The 19,647-nt window shown below is 43.7% G+C and carries 15 protein-coding genes; 8 read left to right on the top strand and 7 right to left on the bottom strand.

What is annotated here, in order from left to right; translation table 11 throughout:
- The first annotated feature begins 88 nt into the window (after nt 1-88).
- The gene (gene gloA / locus SHAL_RS09970; RefSeq protein WP_012277021.1) at nt 89-499 is read left to right on the top strand and encodes a lactoylglutathione lyase; all 411 of its coding nucleotides are present in this window, start codon (nt 89-91) and stop codon (nt 497-499) included.
- A gap of 74 nt (nt 500-573) precedes the next feature.
- Here gloA and SHAL_RS09965 read toward each other — a convergent pair whose 3' ends face one another.
- The 7 genes from SHAL_RS09965 to SHAL_RS09935 all read right to left on the bottom strand — a co-directional run bounded on the left by SHAL_RS09965 (nt 574) and on the right by SHAL_RS09935 (nt 11,718).
- Entirely contained in the window at nt 574-3,180 is a 2,607-nt protein-coding gene (locus SHAL_RS09965; RefSeq protein WP_012277020.1) for a TonB-dependent receptor, read from the bottom strand.
- Between the two features lie 687 nt (nt 3,181-3,867).
- Nucleotides 3,868-4,881, bottom strand: a complete 1,014-nt coding sequence (gene ruvB, locus SHAL_RS09960; RefSeq protein WP_012277019.1) for a Holliday junction branch migration DNA helicase RuvB — start codon at nt 4,879-4,881, stop codon at nt 3,868-3,870.
- 9 nt (nt 4,882-4,890) lie between these two features.
- The gene (gene ruvA / locus SHAL_RS09955; RefSeq protein ID WP_012277018.1) at nt 4,891-5,508 is read right to left on the bottom strand and encodes a Holliday junction branch migration protein RuvA; all 618 of its coding nucleotides are present in this window, start codon (nt 5,506-5,508) and stop codon (nt 4,891-4,893) included.
- Entirely contained in the window at nt 5,505-6,026 is a 522-nt protein-coding gene (gene ruvC / locus SHAL_RS09950; RefSeq protein ID WP_012277017.1) for a crossover junction endodeoxyribonuclease RuvC, read from the bottom strand. The genes ruvA and ruvC overlap by 4 nt, the downstream gene beginning before the upstream one ends.
- 7 nt (nt 6,027-6,033) lie before the next feature.
- Nucleotides 6,034-6,777 (bottom strand): YebC/PmpR family DNA-binding transcriptional regulator, encoded by a 744-nt coding sequence (locus tag SHAL_RS09945; protein ID WP_012277016.1) that lies wholly within the window; start codon nt 6,775-6,777, stop codon nt 6,034-6,036.
- Between the two features lie 163 nt (nt 6,778-6,940).
- Complete coding sequence (gene aspS / locus SHAL_RS09940) at nt 6,941-8,737, bottom strand: aspartate--tRNA ligase (protein WP_012277015.1); 1,797 nt, start codon at nt 8,735-8,737, stop codon at nt 6,941-6,943.
- Nucleotides 8,738-8,907: 170 nt separating this feature from the next.
- On the bottom strand, nt 8,908-11,718 hold the full coding sequence (locus tag SHAL_RS09935; protein ID WP_041415958.1) for a diguanylate cyclase domain-containing protein: 2,811 nt from the start codon (nt 11,716-11,718) through the stop codon (nt 8,908-8,910).
- A 150-nt stretch (nt 11,719-11,868) separates the two neighbouring features.
- Between SHAL_RS09935 and cmoA the strand changes: the two genes are divergently transcribed.
- Genes cmoA through SHAL_RS09900 form a run of 7 tightly spaced genes read left to right on the top strand, consistent with a single transcriptional unit; the run spans nt 11,869 to nt 19,575 of the window.
- Nucleotides 11,869-12,600, top strand: coding sequence for a carboxy-S-adenosyl-L-methionine synthase CmoA (gene cmoA / locus SHAL_RS09930; RefSeq protein WP_012277013.1), 732 nt, complete (start codon nt 11,869-11,871; stop codon nt 12,598-12,600).
- The gene (cmoB, locus tag SHAL_RS09925) at nt 12,597-13,589 is read left to right on the top strand and encodes a tRNA 5-methoxyuridine(34)/uridine 5-oxyacetic acid(34) synthase CmoB (RefSeq protein WP_012277012.1); all 993 of its coding nucleotides are present in this window, start codon (nt 12,597-12,599) and stop codon (nt 13,587-13,589) included. The genes cmoA and cmoB overlap by 4 nt, the downstream gene beginning before the upstream one ends.
- Nucleotides 13,590-13,611: 22 nt before the next feature.
- The gene (locus SHAL_RS09920; RefSeq protein ID WP_012277011.1) at nt 13,612-14,367 is read left to right on the top strand and encodes an ATP-dependent zinc protease family protein; all 756 of its coding nucleotides are present in this window, start codon (nt 13,612-13,614) and stop codon (nt 14,365-14,367) included.
- An 11-nt stretch (nt 14,368-14,378) separates the two neighbouring features.
- Nucleotides 14,379-15,887 (top strand): UUP1 family membrane protein, encoded by a 1,509-nt coding sequence (locus SHAL_RS09915; protein ID WP_012277010.1) that lies wholly within the window; start codon nt 14,379-14,381, stop codon nt 15,885-15,887.
- Complete coding sequence (locus SHAL_RS09910) at nt 15,887-16,837, top strand: alpha-L-glutamate ligase-like protein (RefSeq protein WP_012277009.1); 951 nt, start codon at nt 15,887-15,889, stop codon at nt 16,835-16,837. The genes SHAL_RS09915 and SHAL_RS09910 overlap by 1 nt, the downstream gene beginning before the upstream one ends.
- A complete protein-coding gene (locus SHAL_RS09905) occupies nt 16,806-18,545 on the top strand; it encodes a M2 family metallopeptidase (protein ID WP_012277008.1) in 1,740 nt (579 codons plus the stop codon). The genes SHAL_RS09910 and SHAL_RS09905 overlap by 32 nt, the downstream gene beginning before the upstream one ends.
- The gene (locus SHAL_RS09900) at nt 18,490-19,575 is read left to right on the top strand and encodes a DUF3541 domain-containing protein (protein WP_041415957.1); all 1,086 of its coding nucleotides are present in this window, start codon (nt 18,490-18,492) and stop codon (nt 19,573-19,575) included. Before SHAL_RS09905 ends, SHAL_RS09900 begins: the two co-directional genes overlap by 56 nt.
- The last annotated feature ends 72 nt before the right edge of the window (nt 19,576-19,647 follow it).

Below are 19,647 nucleotides of genomic sequence, written 5' to 3'. Positions count from 1 at the left end.
ATCTCGCTCAATTTTTGCAAAGTGTATCTATCATCCATAATTTCGATATACTTCAGCCATCTGTTACCCTATCACTTGGATATTTATCATGGCACAACTATTACATACCATGCTCCGCGTTGGCAATCTTGAACGCAGTATCGAGTTTTACACTAAAGTCTTAGGCATGAAGCTACTTAGACAAAGCGAAAACAGCGAATATCAATACACCCTAGCTTTTGTTGGCTACGACGAAGAATCAACGGGAAGCGCGGTGATTGAACTGACCTATAACTGGGGCACAGAGTGTTATGATCACGGTAACGCCTTTGGTCATATCGCTATTGGCGAAGAGGATATCTATGCGCGCTGTGATGCTATCGCTGCAGCGGGTGGTAAAGTGATCCGCCCTGCAGGCCCTGTCGCAGGCGGCAGCACCGAAATCGCCTTTGTGGAAGATCCTGATGGCTACAAAATTGAATTTATCCAGATGAGTTCTGCCGAAAAAGGCTTAGGCTAAGTTTTAGTTCTTTTCATCCAATAATAAAAAAAGCGCCTTTCGGCGCTTTTTTTAGATTAAATAGCGATAGCTATTTAGAAGTTCATGGTTACACCAGCAAAGTAAGTACGACCGATTGTGTCGTAAACTTCCGGTACAGTACCGCCGTCACTGCCGTTAGATACCTTTGATGGCTCTTCATCAGTAAAGTTCTTAACACCAGCCGTAAGCATCCAAGCATCGTTGATGAAGTAAGAAGCCGAGATGTTGTGGTAAAGCACTGAACTTACATCATCAACTACCGCAACCGTATTACCGTCAACTTTCTTAGTGTAATGATCTTCCATTTCGCCAATGTAACGGTTGAAATACATTACGCTCCAATCATCTTGGCTGGCTTTAATGCTGAAGTTATTACGCACTTGTGCGTATGCACCAAAGTTACCATCGATAGTGCCAGTATAATCTTTACCGTCTTGCTCAAAGTTCAGCAAGTAAGTGGTATCGTTGCTGATAACCCAATCAAGGTTCAACGCTTCAAAGTTGTACGCTAGGTTAAAGTCAATACCGCTAGTATCTTGGAAACCAACGTTAGTCAGTGAGTTAGTCAAGTTAGACAAATCACCATTTGCACCAATGTTGAATGTTTCACATGCACTACCATCGCCGATCCCTTGCGTTTGATAATCATGGCATTGATTAAGGCCTGCCTGCGTATCAAGGCGCGTAATCGCGTTTTTCACTTTAAAGCGCCAGTAGTCAACTGTTAGCGACAAACCATCAACATAGCTTGGCGAGTATACAAGACCAGCAGTGTAAGACTCTGATTCTTCAGGCTTTAGATCATCATCTGAAGTTCGGTTAACTAAGATCTGCGGATCTTGTTCTTGCTCCCACGGATCGTCTAAGAAATCGAACGAACCAGAATCGCCGCCGTAAAGTTCACTCACACTTGGAGCGCGGAAACCGGTTGCGGCAACGGTACGGAGCATTAAGTCGTCAGTCGCTTCATAGGTTAAACCAATTTTCCAAGTTGATGCATTACCAAATGTTGAGTAATCATCAAAACGTAGCGCGAATTCACCCGTAAGCCTATCGGTAAACGGTACACTCACTTCTTGGAATACTGAGATTACATTGTAGCTACCATCTGTTGGGTCTTGCTGCGCCGATGTACTTTCTCCATCTTGTACAACTTGATCTGGTGTGTAATAACCGCTTTCATAACGGTACTCTGCACCGATTGCAAATGCCACTGCGCCCGCATCTAAATCAAATAGCTCACCGTTAAGACCCGCAGAAAAGACGTGCTGCTCGTTACCACCATCAGCGTCCTCTGTATAGCTCACTGCATCTAGAGACTCTTGACTCATATCGCCACTGAACCATGGGTTCACAACACCTGGCTGATCTGCAAGATAGATTTGTTGCGTCATTATGCTACCGTTGATTGAGTTCTCAACCGCGGTTTTAGCCTTGTTATTACCATAGGTGTATGACGCATCCCAGTTCATACCCGTATTGATATCTAATGAACCTTCAAGACCAGCAGATACACGCCATGTATCCGTATCTTGAGTATAGACACGTGGTCCTACGTCGTTCATACGCTTTCTGTAGTTAATTTCACCTTTGTCATCAGCAACAATTCCACCAGCAGTCATAGCGTCAGTTAGGGTGACACAGCCTGGATCTTGGCTTGTTCCTTCATGTTCGTAGCCTGCACCACAAACGTTAAGTTGTAAATTCGCTGGCTGAGCAGCTAATTGCTGGTGTGACTTACGCTTAGTGTAAAGAATATCACCTGTTAGAACGATATCATCACCTAGCTCTTGGGTCATGTTAGCAAATAAGCTGTAACGCTTACTTGGTGTTTGATAGAAGCTATCTTGGGTAAAATCATAGCCTTCTGTTTGAGAAACCCATTCACCTGTTGCTGGGTCGTAATTTTTAACTTCTCCATCGCCAACAATGCCACCTTGTGGTGTAAACGAGCTATTACCTTGATCAGTCCAGTCACGATCCGACTGAACTACGCCGCGACGCTCTGAATAGGCTGCACCAAATGTATAGTTGCCTGTATCAGTATTGAAACCGTAAAGCGCACTGATCTCGCCGTTTTCGCCGTCACTTTTATCGGTCATGCCACCAGTAAGGTCAACTTGGAAACCTTCAAAATCTTTCTTGGTGATGATGTTCACTACACCAGCAATTGCATCAGAACCATAAACAGCAGATGCGCCATCTTTTAAGATCTCAACACGGGCAATCATAGCAACTGGGATTGAGTTAAGATCAACAGCACTATCGGCACCCGAACCCGAGTTAACCATACGACGGCCATTTAGTAGTACTAGCGTACGTTGCGATCCCATACCGCGAAGGTCAACCTGTGCAACACCGTCTGCACCGTTGTTTGTGCTTGAACCAACAGCGGCGCCCGCCATTGATGTTTGAGCCTGCAGAATTTCATCTACAGATGTAAAACCTTCAGCACGAATTTCATTAGCGCCAATTACAGTTACTGGCGAAGCCGTTTCCATATCTTGACGTTGAATACGGGAGCCAGTAACAGCAATACGCTCTACATCGGCACCTACTTCTTCAGCGAAAGCTGTATTTGATACTGAAACTGCTGTCGATGATACCGAAGCGATTAAGCCAAACTTAATCGCAGTGGCCAATTTAGATGGTCTGTTCATTATGTAATACTCCCTACCTTAATTATTATATGCACGTCATTTGTTATTCCTGACGTTGATAGGGATACTGCAATTTCACGTTTATGCCGTCAATCAAGCAATTTATTAACTATTTACGATATTTTGTTAAAAAAAATAGCAATACAAGTAACGCTAATTCTTCATACATTAAACTTACATTGTGACAAACAGCACAAGTTAGTGCTACACACCACAAAGCAACCTGTTAGCAGTACAAAACACCAAAAAGGGCGCAACCTTTTATTAACCAAGCCAAAGTGCGAAATTGTGACGCGCATCACAATTTCGCACTCAATTCTTTAGTAAGAAACGGGGTTTTAGTGCAATTACTTAGATGTCGGTCATATTTTTTCTTAGAAATCTAGCTTTGTGCTCAGCTCCAGTTCAGTATCGAAATGCTCTACCTCAACCAGCATGTAAATTAATATAACAACTCAACTTGCCTGCTATTCACAGAGCGGCACTAGAAGAAAACAGGGAGGTTTACAAAAGGTTTGAAGGTTTGAAGGTTTGAAGAGATTAGCGTGAAATTGAAATATTGAGGAGCAATAACATTGACTCCTCATAGAGAGATGACAGCGAGAAGCTACAGTTTAGGCTTGAGACATTTAACAACAGAGCAAGCCTATTGTTTGAGCCAAATACCGTTAGAGACTGTAACTAACTTTAGGCATCTGGCTTAATGATATTAAAGTGGTTATAAGCTCTTGGTGTCGCGATACGCCCTCTTGGGGTTCTCTGTATAAAGCCTTGCTGGATCAAAAACGGCTCGAGTACATCTTCGATGGTTTCTCGCTCTTCACCAATGGCTGCAGCCAAGTTGTCTAAGCCAACGGGACCGCCCATAAATTTATCGATAATCGCTAGCAATAGCTTTCTATCCATATAGTCAAAACCTTCAGCATCGACATCTAACATATCCAGCGCCGCTTCTGCGATTACTTTAGTGACATCACCGCTGTGCTTAACCTCGGCAAAATCTCGAACTCGTCTAAGCAGGCGATTGGCGATCCGCGGCGTACCACGAGATCGACGCGCAATTTCGACAGCGCCTTCGTCATCGATTTCAAGCGCCATAACTTTTGCTGAGCGTGCCACGATACTGGACAGATCTTTGACGTTATAAAATTCAAGCCTGAGCGGAATGCCAAATCGAGCTCTTAACGGCGAGGTTAAGGCCCCAGCTCGTGTCGTTGCGCCAACTAAAGTAAAAGGCGGTAAGTCTAATTTAATTGAGCGCGCTGCAGGGCCTTCGCCAATCATGATATCCAGCTGATAGTCTTCCATTGCAGGATATAGAATTTCTTCAACTACAGGGCTTAGACGGTGGATTTCATCAATAAATAACACATCATTTGGCTCAAGGTTTGTTAGCAATGCTGCTAAGTCGCCTGCTTTTTCAAGCACGGGTCCAGAGGTAGACTTGATATTGACACCCATTTCATTGGCCACAATCATCGCCAATGTGGTTTTACCTAAACCTGGTGGACCGTAAATCAACATATGATCTAACGCTTCGCCGCGCTTTTGAGCCGCTTCGATAAAGATTTTTAATTGTGCACGAGTATCATCTTGGCCAGTATACTCATCCAACATCTTGGGACGCATAGCGCGATCAACAGCTTCTGCTTCTTCGCGGTCTATGATCTGAGGATGTATGAGTCGGTCAGCTTCAATCATCTATTTTCCTTAAAGCATCGATTTTAGTGCGGATTTAATGAGGGTTTCAGAGCTCATACCATCGGTATAAACAGATGAAACCGCTTTGCTCGCTTGAGCTGGCTTATAGCCTAATGATAACAGCGCGGCAATCGCATCTTCTTCGGCCGTGTTGACAGCTTCTGGCGCGGTGTAATTTGATTGCAGCATAAACTCACGCTCAGAGCCAACTGATGCTTCCATCAGGCTCTTTAATTTATCACGCATCTCAACCAATAAACGCTCTGCGGTCTTCTTACCCACACCTGGCAGTTTTACAAGGGTTGCAATATCATCTCGCTCGACACAGGCGACAAACTCTCTGGCTGTCATGCCCGACAAAATTGTCAAACCCAGCTTTGGTCCAACGCCATTCGCTTTAATCAGTAGTCTAAATAAGCTTCTTTCCTGTTTAGAAATAAAGCCATATAACAATTGAGCATCTTCTCTCACCACAAAGTGTGTATAGATAACCGCTTCTTGACCTAATTCCGGTAGCTCATAAAAGCTAGTGAGTGGCATTTGAATTTCATAACCCACTCCAGAGACGTCAACTAACACCTCAGGTGCTTGCTTCTCTATTAATAATCCGCGAATACGACCTATCATTTATATCGTCCATATGTTCTTACATTGGCTCTGCCGCCAAGGGCTGCCAAACTTTGACAAGTATGATAATGACACACAGCCACCCCTAGCGCATCGGCAGCATCGGCTTGCGGCGCACTGGGGAGTTTAAGCAGTTGTTGAATCATGTGTTGTACTTGCGCTTTTTGCGCGCGGCCGGTACCGACTACCGCGCTTTTAATCTGAGTCGCGCTGTATTCTGCAACCGGTAAATTCGCTGCGGTTGCTGCAACGATAGCTGCGCCGCGAGCTTGTCCGAGTTTAAGCGCTGAATCGGCATTTTTTGCCATAAACACGCGCTCAATGGCAAACTCGTCTGGCTGGTATTGTCTAATAATCTCTGACAATCCATCAAATATTTGTTTCAAACGAATAGGAAGTTCATCAGAACTTGTTCGAATACAACCACTTCCAACGTAGATCTGTTGACGGCCGACGCAGTTAATTACGCCGTAACCAGTGATCCGGGATCCCGGATCGACCCCTAAAATTATTGCCATATAAGGTTTATTCCAGACCTTCCATCACTTCGTCAGAAATTTCTGCGTTATGATAAACTTCTTGTACGTCATCATGATCTTCTAAGTTGTCGATTAAGCGTAGGAATTTAGGCGCAGTACTCGCATCTAAATCCGCTTTTGTCGAAGGAACCATGGTGACTTCAGCATTAATAGACTCTAACCCTGCCGCATCGAGTGCATCTTTAACGCTACCAAAATCTTCAGGCGACGTCAGCACGTCAATAGAGCCATCTTCATGGGTCACTACATCTTCAGCGCCCGCTTCCAATGCGGCATCCATAACCGTGTCTTCATCAATACCTTCATAAGAGATGATGCCCTTTTTATCGAAAAGGTAGGCTACAGAGCCGTCAGTGCCTAAATTACCACCAGACTTACTAAATGCATTTCGTACACCCGATACGGTGCGGTTCTTATTGTCAGTCATGGTTTCCACCAGAACCGCTGTGCCGCCAGGACCATAACCTTCATAGATAATTGTTTCTAACACTTGACCGTCTAGCTCACCTGCACCGCGCTTAATAGCGCGCTCAACCGTATCGCGAGTCATGTTATTAGAGAGGGATTTATCGATAGCAGCACGTAAACGTGGATTTGAATCTGGGTCTGATCCACCTTCTCGAGCGGCCACTGTGAGCTCTCGAATAAACTTAGTGAACACCTTGCCACGTTTTGCATCTTGAGCCGCTTTACGATGTTTAATATTGGCCCATTTACTATGTCCTGCCATATCTTTCTCCTAAATGCCTTTTATACCCAAACTACCTGAAATACAGTAAGAAATAACTATATTATTATGCAAGTGACTTGGGTATAGGGGGAATTATCATACTGATGGGGTTCAATTAGTCGAAAAAAAAGCCGAGTCTTAACTCGGCTCTTATTACGCTTTATTATTCAGCGTCTTTTGTTTCAGAATCTTTAGTTTCCGCTTCGACAACACTGACACCAAGTTCAGCTAGTTGTACCGGATTTGCAAATCCTGGTGCGTTCGTTAATGGACAAGCTGCCGTCGTTGTCTTAGGGAACGCCATCACGTCACGGATTGAACTCGCACCCGTCATCAACATGATGATACGGTCTAGGCCGAAGGCCAAACCAGCATGCGGCGGCGTACCGTAGCGTAATGCTTCAAGTAAGAAACCAAACTTCTCAGTCGCTTCTTCGTCATTAATGCCTAGTATTCTAAATACCGCTGACTGCATTTTGCTATCGTGAATACGAACAGAACCACCGCCTAACTCACAGCCGTTTAATACCATATCGTATGCATCAGAAATAGCAGCGATTGGGTTCGCTTCTAGCTCTTCTGGTGTCATGTTGCTTGGCGCTGTGAATGGATGGTGCATTGCATGCAGGCCGCCATCAGATGTGCGCTCAAACATTGGGAAGTCAACAACCCAAAGTGGCTTCCACTCGCCTTGTAACAAGTCGAAGTCTTCGCCCGCTTTTAAACGCAGTGCGCCCATCGATTCAGCAACGATATTGGCTTTATCTGCACCAAATAGAATTAGATCGCCAGTTTGTGCGCCAGTGCGCTCAAGCAATGCCTTAACAACATCTTCGCTTAAGAACTTAAGTACTGGAGACTGAATGCCTTCCATGCCCTTATCAAGGTCATTGACCTTCATCCAAGCTAGGCCTTTCGCGCCATAGATAGTGACGTACTTTGCGTATTCATCTAACTGTTTACGTGACAGCTTAGCGCCACCTGGAATGCTTAATACTGCAACACGACCTTCAGGATCGTTTGCTGGGCCATTAAATACTGCAAACTCAACTTCTTTAACGATATCAGCAACATCAATCAACTCAAGCGGGTTACGTAAATCAGGCTTATCAGAACCGAAACGACGCATCGCTTCTTCGAATGTCATCTTAGGAAACTCACCTAAATCAACATTCAATAGCTCTTGGAATAAACCACGAACCATCTCTTCAGTCTTCGCCATCACTTGATCAGAGCTCATGAAAGACGTTTCGATATCGATTTGAGTAAATTCAGGCTGACGGTCAGCACGTAAGTCTTCATCGCGGAAACACTTAACGATTTGGTAGTAACGGTCAAAACCAGACATCATCAACAACTGCTTAAACAGTTGTGGTGATTGTGGCAATGCAAAGAACTGACCTTTATAAGTACGGCTAGGTACTAGGTAATCACGTGCACCTTCTGGTGTCGCTTTAGTCAGAATTGGCGTTTCAATATCTAAGAAACCGTTGCCATCTAAGAAACGTCTTACCGCACTGGTCACTTTTGAGCGGAAAACAATGCGATCTGCCATCTCTGGACGACGTAGATCTAAGTAACGGTACTTAAGACGCTGCTCTTCAGTATTGTGCTGGTTTTTGTCCATGTTGATTGGCAATGGCGCAGAGCTGTTCAAAATTGTTAGCTCTAGACCTAAAATCTCAACCTCGCCAGTACGCATATCGGCGTTAATTTGGCTGTCAGGTCTTGCTCTTACAAGGCCTTTAATCTGAACACAAAATTCGCTGCGAAGTGTGCTTGCAACATCAAACACTTCAGGAAGGTCTGGATCATAAACAACCTGAACGATACCTTCTCTATCACGAAGATCGAGAAAAACAACGCCGCCTAAATCTCGGCTGCGATTAACCCAACCCACTAGGGTCACTTCTTGACCTACGTGAGACTTATTGACGTCTCCACAATAATGACTGCGCATTTAACTCTTTCCTTTATTCCGCAAAGCGATGCTTGAGGATCTGGTTCAAAATAAAACAAAAGCGGCATTATAGAGAAATATTGCCGTTTTCCAAATAACTTCTCGATTAGTCGGCTAACTATCAATCAATTTCAATTAAAAATTAATTAGTTCAGCCTATCTTAGCAAAACTAGCCGCATCTATATGCCCCGCCGCCCGCATTTTTTGCACGATACATCTGTCTATCCGCGGTTTTTAATAAGGTATCAATGCAATCCCCATCTTTTGGGTATATTGCAATGCCAATACTGGCAGATACAGACATAGGTTGGTCATTAATCATAAAGGGTTGCGCGAGACTATGTAATAGGTTTTCTGCAATATCATAAACAGATTTAAGATTGTTAATATTATTTAAAATAATGACAAATTCATCACCGCCTAAGCGCCCAACAGTATCCGAACGACGAATGCATTTCACCAGCACTTCGCTAACATGTACCAAAAATTGATCGCCAGCATGATGTCCAAACTTATCATTAACCGGCTTAAAACCATCTAAGTCGATGAAGATCACTGCAAACTGTGCCGTATCTCGGCTATGTAATAATATTGCTTGCTCTATCCTGTCATCAATCAAAGCACGGTTTGGTAGCTGAGTAAGGCAATCGTGTTTGGCAAAGTGTGCCATTCTATTCTCGGCATCAATGCGTCTAGCAACCTCTTTGCGCAAACGCTGGTTTGCCAGTACACCGATAACAATAATGAGACTTAAAATAACGAAGACTAGAATACCTATCTTGATCTTGGTTTCATACTCCTCACGGCCAAACTCAATCGTCTGCGACACCCATTCTTGATGGATCTGTTGTTGCCTCGCGGGATCAATATTAGCCAGTACAGCATTAATCAAGGGCAACAGTGCTTTCTTACTATTATGTACGCCGATATGGCTTCTCTGCTCGGCAAAGTCTACTAACATAGACATTTTCAAACTGGAAAACTTTCCACCTCGTACATGACTCCCAAGGTTAACGACCTTATCGATAAATACATCAGCTTGCCCCTGACTAACTGCACTTAAGCCCGCATCAATATCGGGGACTAAGATCAATTTCAGGCTTGGATACTGTCGCATTAGCTCACCAATAATATGGTAGCCTTCAATAACCGCTATTCGCTGTCCACTCAGCTCATCTAAACTGAAAATGCTCACACTATTTAATATCGTTACAAGCCCCCAAGGTGAAGGCCAGTAGGAGTCGGAAAAACCTAATTGGAATTTTCGTTCAGGAGTCATAGCAACACTGCCCGCCATGTCGACGTCACCGGAGACAAGGGCGTCAAGAAGAAGTTGCCATTCATCAAACGCTACCGGCTCAATATTTAGACCGAGTTCTTTACCGATAATGCCGATAACATCACTATTGATGCCAGCATATTCTCCCTCCTCTACAAACTCCATTGGGTGCCAATTGCGTAGAAAGCCCACTTTGATAGTCCCCACTTCACTAACTAAACGCTGCTGCTCTGCTGTCAAGTTAATCTGCATTTGTTGGTTGTTATATATTCTGTCTTCAGGATTTAACATCCACTTGCGCTCGATACTGGCCAACTCTACATTCGACATCTGTAGGAAACCCGTGGTGATACGCTCAGCAAAACCCACATCACCATTACGATTTAACACATATAAGTTAGTTTGAAATTCAAGCTCGGCATATTGGTGAAACAGTTCCCAATTCTGATTAAGTAACAGATAATGTTGCGTCCATGCTCCCGCGGCAACGAATGCGGCAATTTCACCACGCTTAGCGGCTTCGATCATGCTAGCTACTGAATTGAAGTATCGAATATCGGTTTCAGGAAGAGCATCAATAAGCTGTTGTAAATAAGGCGATGTAGGCGAAACAGCAACCACCTGACCTTTTAACTGTTCAAGGCTTTGTAACGGTTTTTGATAGGAAAACAAACGGCTAGTTACGCTGTATATTGTATGGGCACGATTAAGGCCCGTTTGCATTGTCTCGCTCTCAGGATAACCTAATTGCACATCGGCAATACCACGTTTTACGTTATCGATACTCTGTTTCATACTCCCTGGTACAAATCGAATCGGTAACCCCGTTTTCTCAGACCATAACTTCCAGATATCCACCAACAACCCATGGGGCAAGCCATCAGTCCCAATATCGGCAAAGGGTCCGACGCCGGTTTGCATAGCGATAACAATATCATTCTGATAACGCTGTTCACCTAACCATTGATGAGTATACTGTTCGAGAATTTCAGGTTTTATCGAGGCAAACCCCTGTGCCACTTTTTCCGCCAAGGCCTGATTAGCTTTATTAAATGCAGGATAAAAAGACAGCTCCGAGATAGGCTTGCGATTTTCTATCGGAAATTTTATCGATATCGCATTGTTAATTTGACTCTCTCGTAAAAAACCTTCTAAGCCCACAAACACGAGGATCTCTTCGTTTACAACCGCCTTAAGTAACTCGGTACGACTGTCGAAATAACTAAAAGTTAACTTAGATTCTTGCTGTTTTAAGATCTCTATTTGCGCAGCCCCTTTCACCACTCCAATTTTGTAAGGACGCAGACGGGCTAATGTTTCAGGTTTAGGCAGTTGATAATTGATATAAAGGAAGCTATTTACACTGGCAATCTCGGGTGCAAAAGTAAATATCGTTTCTCTAGTACTCGTTTTGGCCATGCCTATATGCACATCTGCAGTCGCCTGCTTGACGCTATCGACGGAATAGACCCAATTAGAAGCCTTAAAAATCACTCTAGTATTGGTTTGTTTTGACCATTGAGTCCAAATATCGACCAAAAGCCCACTCGGTTGATTGTTTTCATCGATAAATTGAAACGGATAACTGTCATTACTCATCGCGATGATGAGAGGTGACTTCTCAACAACCGCGTCTGAATGAGCTGGAAATGCGACAAACATTGTCCCCATTATGAGCAACAAACAAGTGATAGTTTTCAATTACATTTCCCGTAAAGGTTAAAATTATGAGTGCATTTTGTTCCATTAATGCTATTAGACAAAATTTTATGAGTAAATTCTAGTACTAGTCTTGCTGGTTACAGACATGATTAGCTAGAATGAAGTGTTGAACTCTCACTATTTGATCACATGAACTCTTCTACCGATAATCTCTTTGCCAAGCCTTATGAACAAGTCAGCGATTTTCAATTCGACGACAAAGTCGCTGGTGTCTTTAATGACATGATCAGACGTTCGGTTCCAGGTTATGGCCAAATCATCAATACTATTGGTGATCTCGCCCAAAAATATGCAGCGACCAATACTAAAATTTACGATTTAGGTTGCTCTTTAGGTGCAGCCACCTTAAGCATTCGCCGACGAGTAGAAGGTCGTAATTGCCAAATCGTCGCGATAGATAATAGCGAGTCTATGATTGAACGCTGCAACGAAAACCTATCGGCTTATGTTAGTGAAACACCTGTAGAGCTAATTTGCGGGGATATTCGAGATATTAAGATCGAAAATGCATCCTTAGTGGTATTGAATTTTACCATGCAATTTCTTTCTCCAGATGATCGTGAAAACTTACTTGAAAATATTTACCAGGGCCTTATTCCTGGTGGTTTGCTCATATTGTCTGAAAAACTTTACTTTAAAGAAGATAAAATCCAATCCACTTTGGATGATTTGCACCTCGATTTTAAAAGAGCAAATGGTTACAGTGAGTTAGAGATCAGTCAAAAACGCAGTTCATTAGAAAACGTGATGAAACCTGATACACTAGCCGAACATGAAAATCGGATTAGATCACTGGGTTTTAGCCAGTTCAGCGTTTGGTTCCAATGTTTTAATTTTGCATCTATGGTGGCAATTAAGTGATTAGTTTTAGCTCTTTCTATAAACAAATTTCAGACTCAAGCCTTCAACATTGGCTTGAGACCCTTCCGTCAATTCTCGGCCAATGGCAGAGAGAGCATAAGCACGGCTCACTGCCTAAGTGGGAAAAAGTACTCAATAAACTGCATTACCCAGAAGCAGACATCATCGACTTTAAAACCAGCGTAAAAATTGGCTCTGGTGATCAGCTCAGCGACGGAGAAAGGCAGAAGCTTGAAAATCTATTAGCTATTTTCAAGCCTTGGCGCAAGGGGCCTTATTCTCTGCATGGTATCGAAATCGATACCGAGTGGCGCTCAGATTGGAAATGGGAACGTGTCGTCCCGCATATCTCTCCACTTGAAAATCGAACCGTATTAGATGTCGGTTGCGGCAGTGGTTACCATATGTGGCGCATGCTAGGCGAAGGGGCTAAACACGTTGTCGGTATCGACCCATCTCCACTATTTATGTGCCAATTTGAAGCAGTAAAGCGACTTGCTGGCAATGAGCAACCTATTCACTTCTTACCACTGGGTATTGAAGAGTTACCAGCATTAGATGCATTTGATACCGTATTCTCTATGGGCGTTCTATATCATCGCCGCTCACCGATTGATCATATATTTCAATTACGAGACCAGCTACGTGTTGGTGGTGAGTTGGTACTTGAAACCTTAGTTATCGATGGCGATGAAAATACCGTACTCATGCCAACAGATAGATATGGCAAGATGAATAATGTGTGGTTCTTGCCTTCAGTTGAAATGCTTATGCTTTGGTTAAAGAAGTGTGATTTCACAGACATACGTTGTGTCGATGTTGATGTTACTTCACTTGCAGAGCAAAGAAGTACGCCATGGATGCCAAATGAATCATTAGTAGATTATTTGGATCCTAATGATGTTAGCCTAACGGTTGAGGGCTATCCTGCGCCAAAACGAGCCACGATTATCGCCACCAAGAATCAGCCAAATAAAGATTTAATCTAGCAAATAGTAAATGGGAAGCACTATGTTCAAGCAGATAATTTGTATTGCCGCAATCGCGGCCGCCATTTCAGGTTGTGCAACGACCAAAGAAACCAACGCACCGATCCCAGTAGACGCTGCGGTGCTAGAAGCCAGTTTAACAAAGCAAGAAAGCAACATACTTGGTGCAATCGATACCTGTAATCAAGCTCAGGCAGCAGGACTTGCCTCGCTAACAACACAAATTGATCTGCTCGATGCCAAAATTGCTCAGCTTGAGGTGAAAAAAGAGACGGCTATCGTGCCAGTGGTCACGCCTGTACAGTGTCCGCCCTCACCTATTGGCGACAAATTTATGCTAGGCGCGTTAGAAAATGTGTATGTCGATGAAGTTAAGGCCAGCTTTAATACCCGTATCGATACAGGTGCAGAGTCATCGTCACTCGATGCACGCAATATCATTTTATTTGAAAGAGATGGCAGCCAGTGGGTCCGATTTGACGTCTTTACCCAAGGGGATAAACAACCTGCAAAAACCTTTGAATCAAAAGTGGAACGCTTTGTGCGGATTAAACAAGAGGCTGGCGAGAAAAACGATCGTCGTCCTGTCATTCACGCGCACCTTGAAATTGGTCAATATAAAGCGGAAACCGACCTTAACTTAAGCGATCGTAGCCATCTAGAATACCCATTGCTGCTTGGCCGTAAGTTTATGCAAGACATCGCCGTTGTCGATGTTGGCCAAACCTATATCCATGGAAAAAAACAAGACGCTCAGCCGTCTAAGACGAAAAAATAGGATAAATGCAAATGCATTCTAAGAAACCCTTTTACATTTTAGTGGCGTTACTGTTTATTAGCGGTATTGCCGCCAGTGTCTATCGTGGAATAGAGCACAGTGTACCTTTTCTACCGGGTAAACAAGTACAAAGCTGGGCTGTTGATGCCAAAGTTAGCTTTCAAGGAACCGGTGAGCCAGCAGAAGTTTCTTTCTCATTGCCAGAAGATCCGGCCTATGAAATTTTGGTTGAAAACGCGACTTCACCAGGTTACGGCTTAACCATTACCGACAATGCAATTGATCGCCGCGCCATCTGGTCTATTCGTCGAGCTGTTGGTATCCAAGATCTTTATTATAAAGTGACCTTAATTCCAACGGGTCAAGATAAGCTTATAGCCGATAAAACTCCCGATACGCCAGCAGTCTATAAGTGGCCAGCAACTGAACAAGCAGCAGCAGAACAAGCTATCGAAGAAGTCTGGTCAAAAAGCGCCACTAACCTTTCTTTTGCACAACAGTTAAATAAAGATTTAAATGCTAATGAGCGTAGCCAGAACATCGAGCTACTGCTAACAAGTAATTCGCCAAATAAACTCTTTATCAGAATGCTGCATAGTAAAGGGATCCCGGCTAAAGAAGTCAGTGGTCTTTATCTAGAAGATCAACGTCGTAGACAGCAATTATCTAACTTTGTTGAAGTGTACAACGATGGTCAATGGCATCTATTTAATGCGGAAGATGGCAGCCAGGGCCGCCCTGATAATTTACTGCTATGGGATCGCTCTGGTACATCGGTACTTGATGTTATCGGTGGTGTTAACTCACAAGTTAACTTCTCTATGCTACAAGATACTCGTTCAGCATTAGCCACTGCGATTGATGTCATGAAAAATGACAACGCCTTAGATTTTTCTCTTTATCAGCTACCATTGGAAGAGCAGAGCCTATTTAAAGGGATTTTGTTAATTCCGATTGGCGTATTAATGGTTGTGTTTCTGCGCGTACTCATCGGTATTAAAACCTCCGGCACCTTTATGCCAGTGTTGATCGCGCTCGCCTTTATCCAAACGACATTGATTACAGGGTTAGTTGGATTTTTGTTAATCGTGTCATTTGGCTTAATGATCCGCTCGTATCTGTCGGAGCTTAATCTCTTGCTCATATCGAGGATCTCCGCGGTGATTATTGTGGTGATAGGCATCATTGGCCTATTCACCCTATTGTCGTATAAGTTTGGCCTCAGTGAAGGCCTAACGATTACCTTCTTCCCAATGATTATCTTGGCATGGACGATTGAGAGAATGTCTATCCTGTGGGAAGAGGAAGGCCCTAAAGAAGTCGTAGTTCAAGGCGGTGGTAGCCTGTTTGTTGCAACCTTAGCCTACCTTGCGATGAGCGCGACTTGGGTACAACACTGGGTATTTAACTTCTTAGGCATTCACTTAGTGATTTTGGCGCTAGTGTTACTAATGGGTCAATACACTGGATACCGCTTGCTTGAGCTTAAACGCTTCAGACCTCTAGCTGGAGAAAAGTAATGTTTCTAGCGAGCCCTTCAGTCTTAAAGCGCAACGGTGTGCTTGGTATGAACAAGCGTAATATCGACTATATCGGTCGATATAACCCGCGCAAGTACTACAAACGAGTGGATGACAAGTTAACCACTAAGCAATTGGCATTAGCAAACAATATCGCCGTGCCCGATCTAATTGGTACAGTGTCAGAGCAGCACGGTATTGCCGATATTCCTGCAATGGTTAACGACACCGACGGTTTTGTGATTAAACCGTCTAAGGGATCTGGCGGTAAAGGAATTTTAGTTGTCACTAAGGTTGAACATGGTCGTTACTACAAGCCAAATGGCCAAGAAGTCACGCCATCTGAGGTCTATCGTCATGTATCAAACGTGCTCAGCGGACTGTTTTCTCTTGGCGGAAAACCTGATGTGGCCATTGTTGAAGGCTTGATTCAATTTGATCCCGTGTTCGATGGATACTCCTATGAAGGTGTACCGGATATTCGTCTGATCATCTTTAAAGGCTTCCCCATCATGGGAATGTTACGCCTATCAACAGCAGCATCTGATGGTAAGGCCAACCTACATCAAGGGGCTGTCGGGGTGGGTATCGATATCGCGACGGGTAAAGGCTTACATGCAGTGCAGTTCGATCAGCCCGTTGATTATCACCCCGACACTCAGAAGAAGCTGATCTCTATTGCAGTCCCGCAGTGGGACACCCTGCTACATACCGCATCTATGGCCTATGAAATGTCAGAGCTGGGTTATCTCGGAACCGATATGGTTTTGGATAAAAACAAGGGCCCACTTTTGCTTGAGCTTAATGCCCGTCCAGGTCTTGCCATTCAAATAGCAAACGGTCGTGGCATTTTGCCAAACCTACGTCATGTTGAGAATATGGGTAACCACAACATGACTGTGGAAGAGCGCGTCGCGTATGCAAAAATACATTTCAGTGCTAACAGCTAAACAAGCTAAATGGTTTTTAAGTTCGTTTTTCATTGTTATCAGTTGGTTTAACACGGCAGCTCATGCTGCCGTGTCACCTATCCCACTCTTAGTAGAACAGTGTCTAAGCTATAGCTTCCCCACAAAGCCATTCGATAATTCGACTGAAAGTGACACCCAAGCCGTTATACTTGAGCGCAATCTAATTGGTTTTTTTAACCTCAATGATAGGATCAAGTACTATCGTCAATTTCCGCTCAGTTATGCAGACCGAGAACTGCTCCTGCAGTGCCAGCTTTACTTGGCCGATGGATTAGCGCTGTTTTTTAACTCGGCTAAGTTCCAATCTATTCAGTTTGGCTTAGCAGACAGTGATGATCCACGAATCAAAGCCTTAGCACTGCGCCTTAGTCGCCTTGCTAAAAATACTAACGCCCCCAAGTACAAGGCACAGTTACACACGGCGCAAGCGGCATTCAAGCAGGGGGTAAGCAGTCAATCTCTAAGCCTCAACTTTCTAAATGACCAGTGTCAGCTTAACGACAATAACGAAGAGTCGACAGTCGACTTCAATGGATCACTCGCGAGTTATTTAATAAAGCAGCCGAGTCAGTCATGCCGCCAACTGGTATGGCAGGCATACCAAACCAGAGCTTCGAGTCACAATAAGGCCCCGTTAGCAAGGATTGTCGATTTACGTCAGCAACGGGCAAGACAAGCAGGTTTTCTCGACTACAGTCATCAACAACTCCATGAGCAATGGCTATCAACGCCTGAACTCGTAGCGCAATTTCTTAATGCCCAAACCCAAGCGATTAATATTGCACCTTGGAACCTAGGTATAGCCTTATCTCAGGCCCAACCAGCTAAGGTCAAAAGTATTTCATCTAAGCTCTGGCTCCAAAAGATAGCCACTGAACTGGAAACTTTTGCTATCGCTATTAGCCCTGTTAACGACAACGTTTATCGGGTCTGGTTAGGCGGACGTCTACTCGGTGATATCTATCTGACTGAAGGTAAAAAAATCCAAATAAAACCAATACGTCAGCTGGTTGTAGGGCAGCAATTTGGTCAATTCGAGTTGATGTTAAAGCCTGAACTTAACCGTTATCAGCAGCAAAGTGCACTGATTGATGCTGTGGCAAGTATCATCGTCCAACTTGCTAGTGGGCAAAAATTTTATTTACCTAACACCATAGGCGAAACCAAAGATACCGCCAAAATCGATACATTTTGGTTACAACTATACCTTAAAGACCAGCTTATGCCGGCATTAAAACAAGACAACCGAGAAGCAATATTGCAGCAATATGCCAAGCAGCTTCAGGTATTTAGAGCCAAAGTCGCCCTCAACAGCTATTTAGCAGACAACAGCCCTATTCGATTCGATCTTAATCAAGCATTTACACAAGCCTTTGGGGCCCAGTGGGATCAGATCGAAGACGCGGCTTATACTTTTAGTGCCATTGTATTTGAAGGGCCTCTTTATTATCAAAAGAGCTGGCAAAAAGCCCTCGCAAACTATATTTACCAATCGACAAAAGACTGTCAGAATCAAAAACTTGTTTTCGATTATTTAGTAGTTAATGAACCAGCTAACGACATTGCTAGCATTTTGCAGCAGTTATTAGGTGAGCCAGTAACTAATGACTCACTCATCAAAAGGACTCAACATGGCTTCAATCCTCAAGATCAGCACCCTCGCCGCTGCACTATTTTGCGTCAATAGTTACGCTGCAGAGCTTGCTGTCACAGAGTCAACTAAGGCCCAAGTGTATCAAGGGATCAAAAACAATCTCGAAGAACACCTATTTGAATTACCACCTCGTGTGCAAGGTCATTACGGTATTCGCCAGTACCGTATGACGGGTGATTCAAAATATGCCAATGCAGCACTGGTTGATCTGTTTGTCGTCACCGAAGCTCAAGCCTTTTATGCCTGTAATTTAGATAAGCCAGACTTCATTGAAGATCAAGCCGAGCAAGCCATATCTGTTTTGGGTAAAGGCCCGCGCGCTAAGGCCCGTAAAAAAGCGCTACAGCCCTTTCCTGAGTTTATCTTCTATACTGACGTGCTACTTCGTTACTCAAGCAGGATCAATGAGTTTGGCTTTAATGGGCCGTGTCACGATAAGTTAATTGCAGCTTTGAAAAAGGCTGACTTAAAAACCGGCCTGACCGATAAAGCCATGATTGAAACCTGGGCTGCTCAGCTCGTAAACTATGTGTATTGGGCAAAACAGATCGGTGTCGGAGACTATTTAGCGGATTATAAAAAAGCTTTTATTGAGGTCTACCCAGACAGTAAAGACGCAAAACTCAATAAAAAGCAGTACCGCAATAAGCTCTACGGCATGACCCACTTTATTTTTGCCGCCAGTGAGTATTATCAACACAATGTTGACGCAAAAGAATTTGCTTGGATTTTAGACCATTTTGAAAACAACATTGACCGTATTTTGAAAGATGCCACCGATGATATTATCGCCGAAGTAGGCATTAGCTTTTTACTCGCCGGGATGCCTAATCACCCTGTCGTTGAAAAGACTCAGCAGCATATGATTAATGCCTTCGATACCAAGGAGCAGATCATTCCGTCTCCACGAGGAAACCCAGATCTTGTTATTGGTGAACATCGAAATGTACTGGCAATGATGTTACTCGATTGGCCTGAAACATTACATAAAGGCCCTTACCTATCAGAGCTTAAGGCGACTAAGAAATATTTGCCTAAACAAGTAACCCCACTGAAAAAGTAAGCTAAAAACCACGATTAAGAGGCTCAAGCACCGGGCCTCTTAATATGTAATGGTTCGTTTTAAAAAGACAAT

Origin of the sequence: Shewanella halifaxensis HAW-EB4, assembly GCF_000019185.1 — a bacterium.
GTDB lineage: Bacteria > Pseudomonadota > Gammaproteobacteria > Enterobacterales > Shewanellaceae > Shewanella > Shewanella halifaxensis.
Note: the sequence above shows the minus strand (reverse complement) of the source record. Positions and strands in the feature narration are given on the sequence as shown.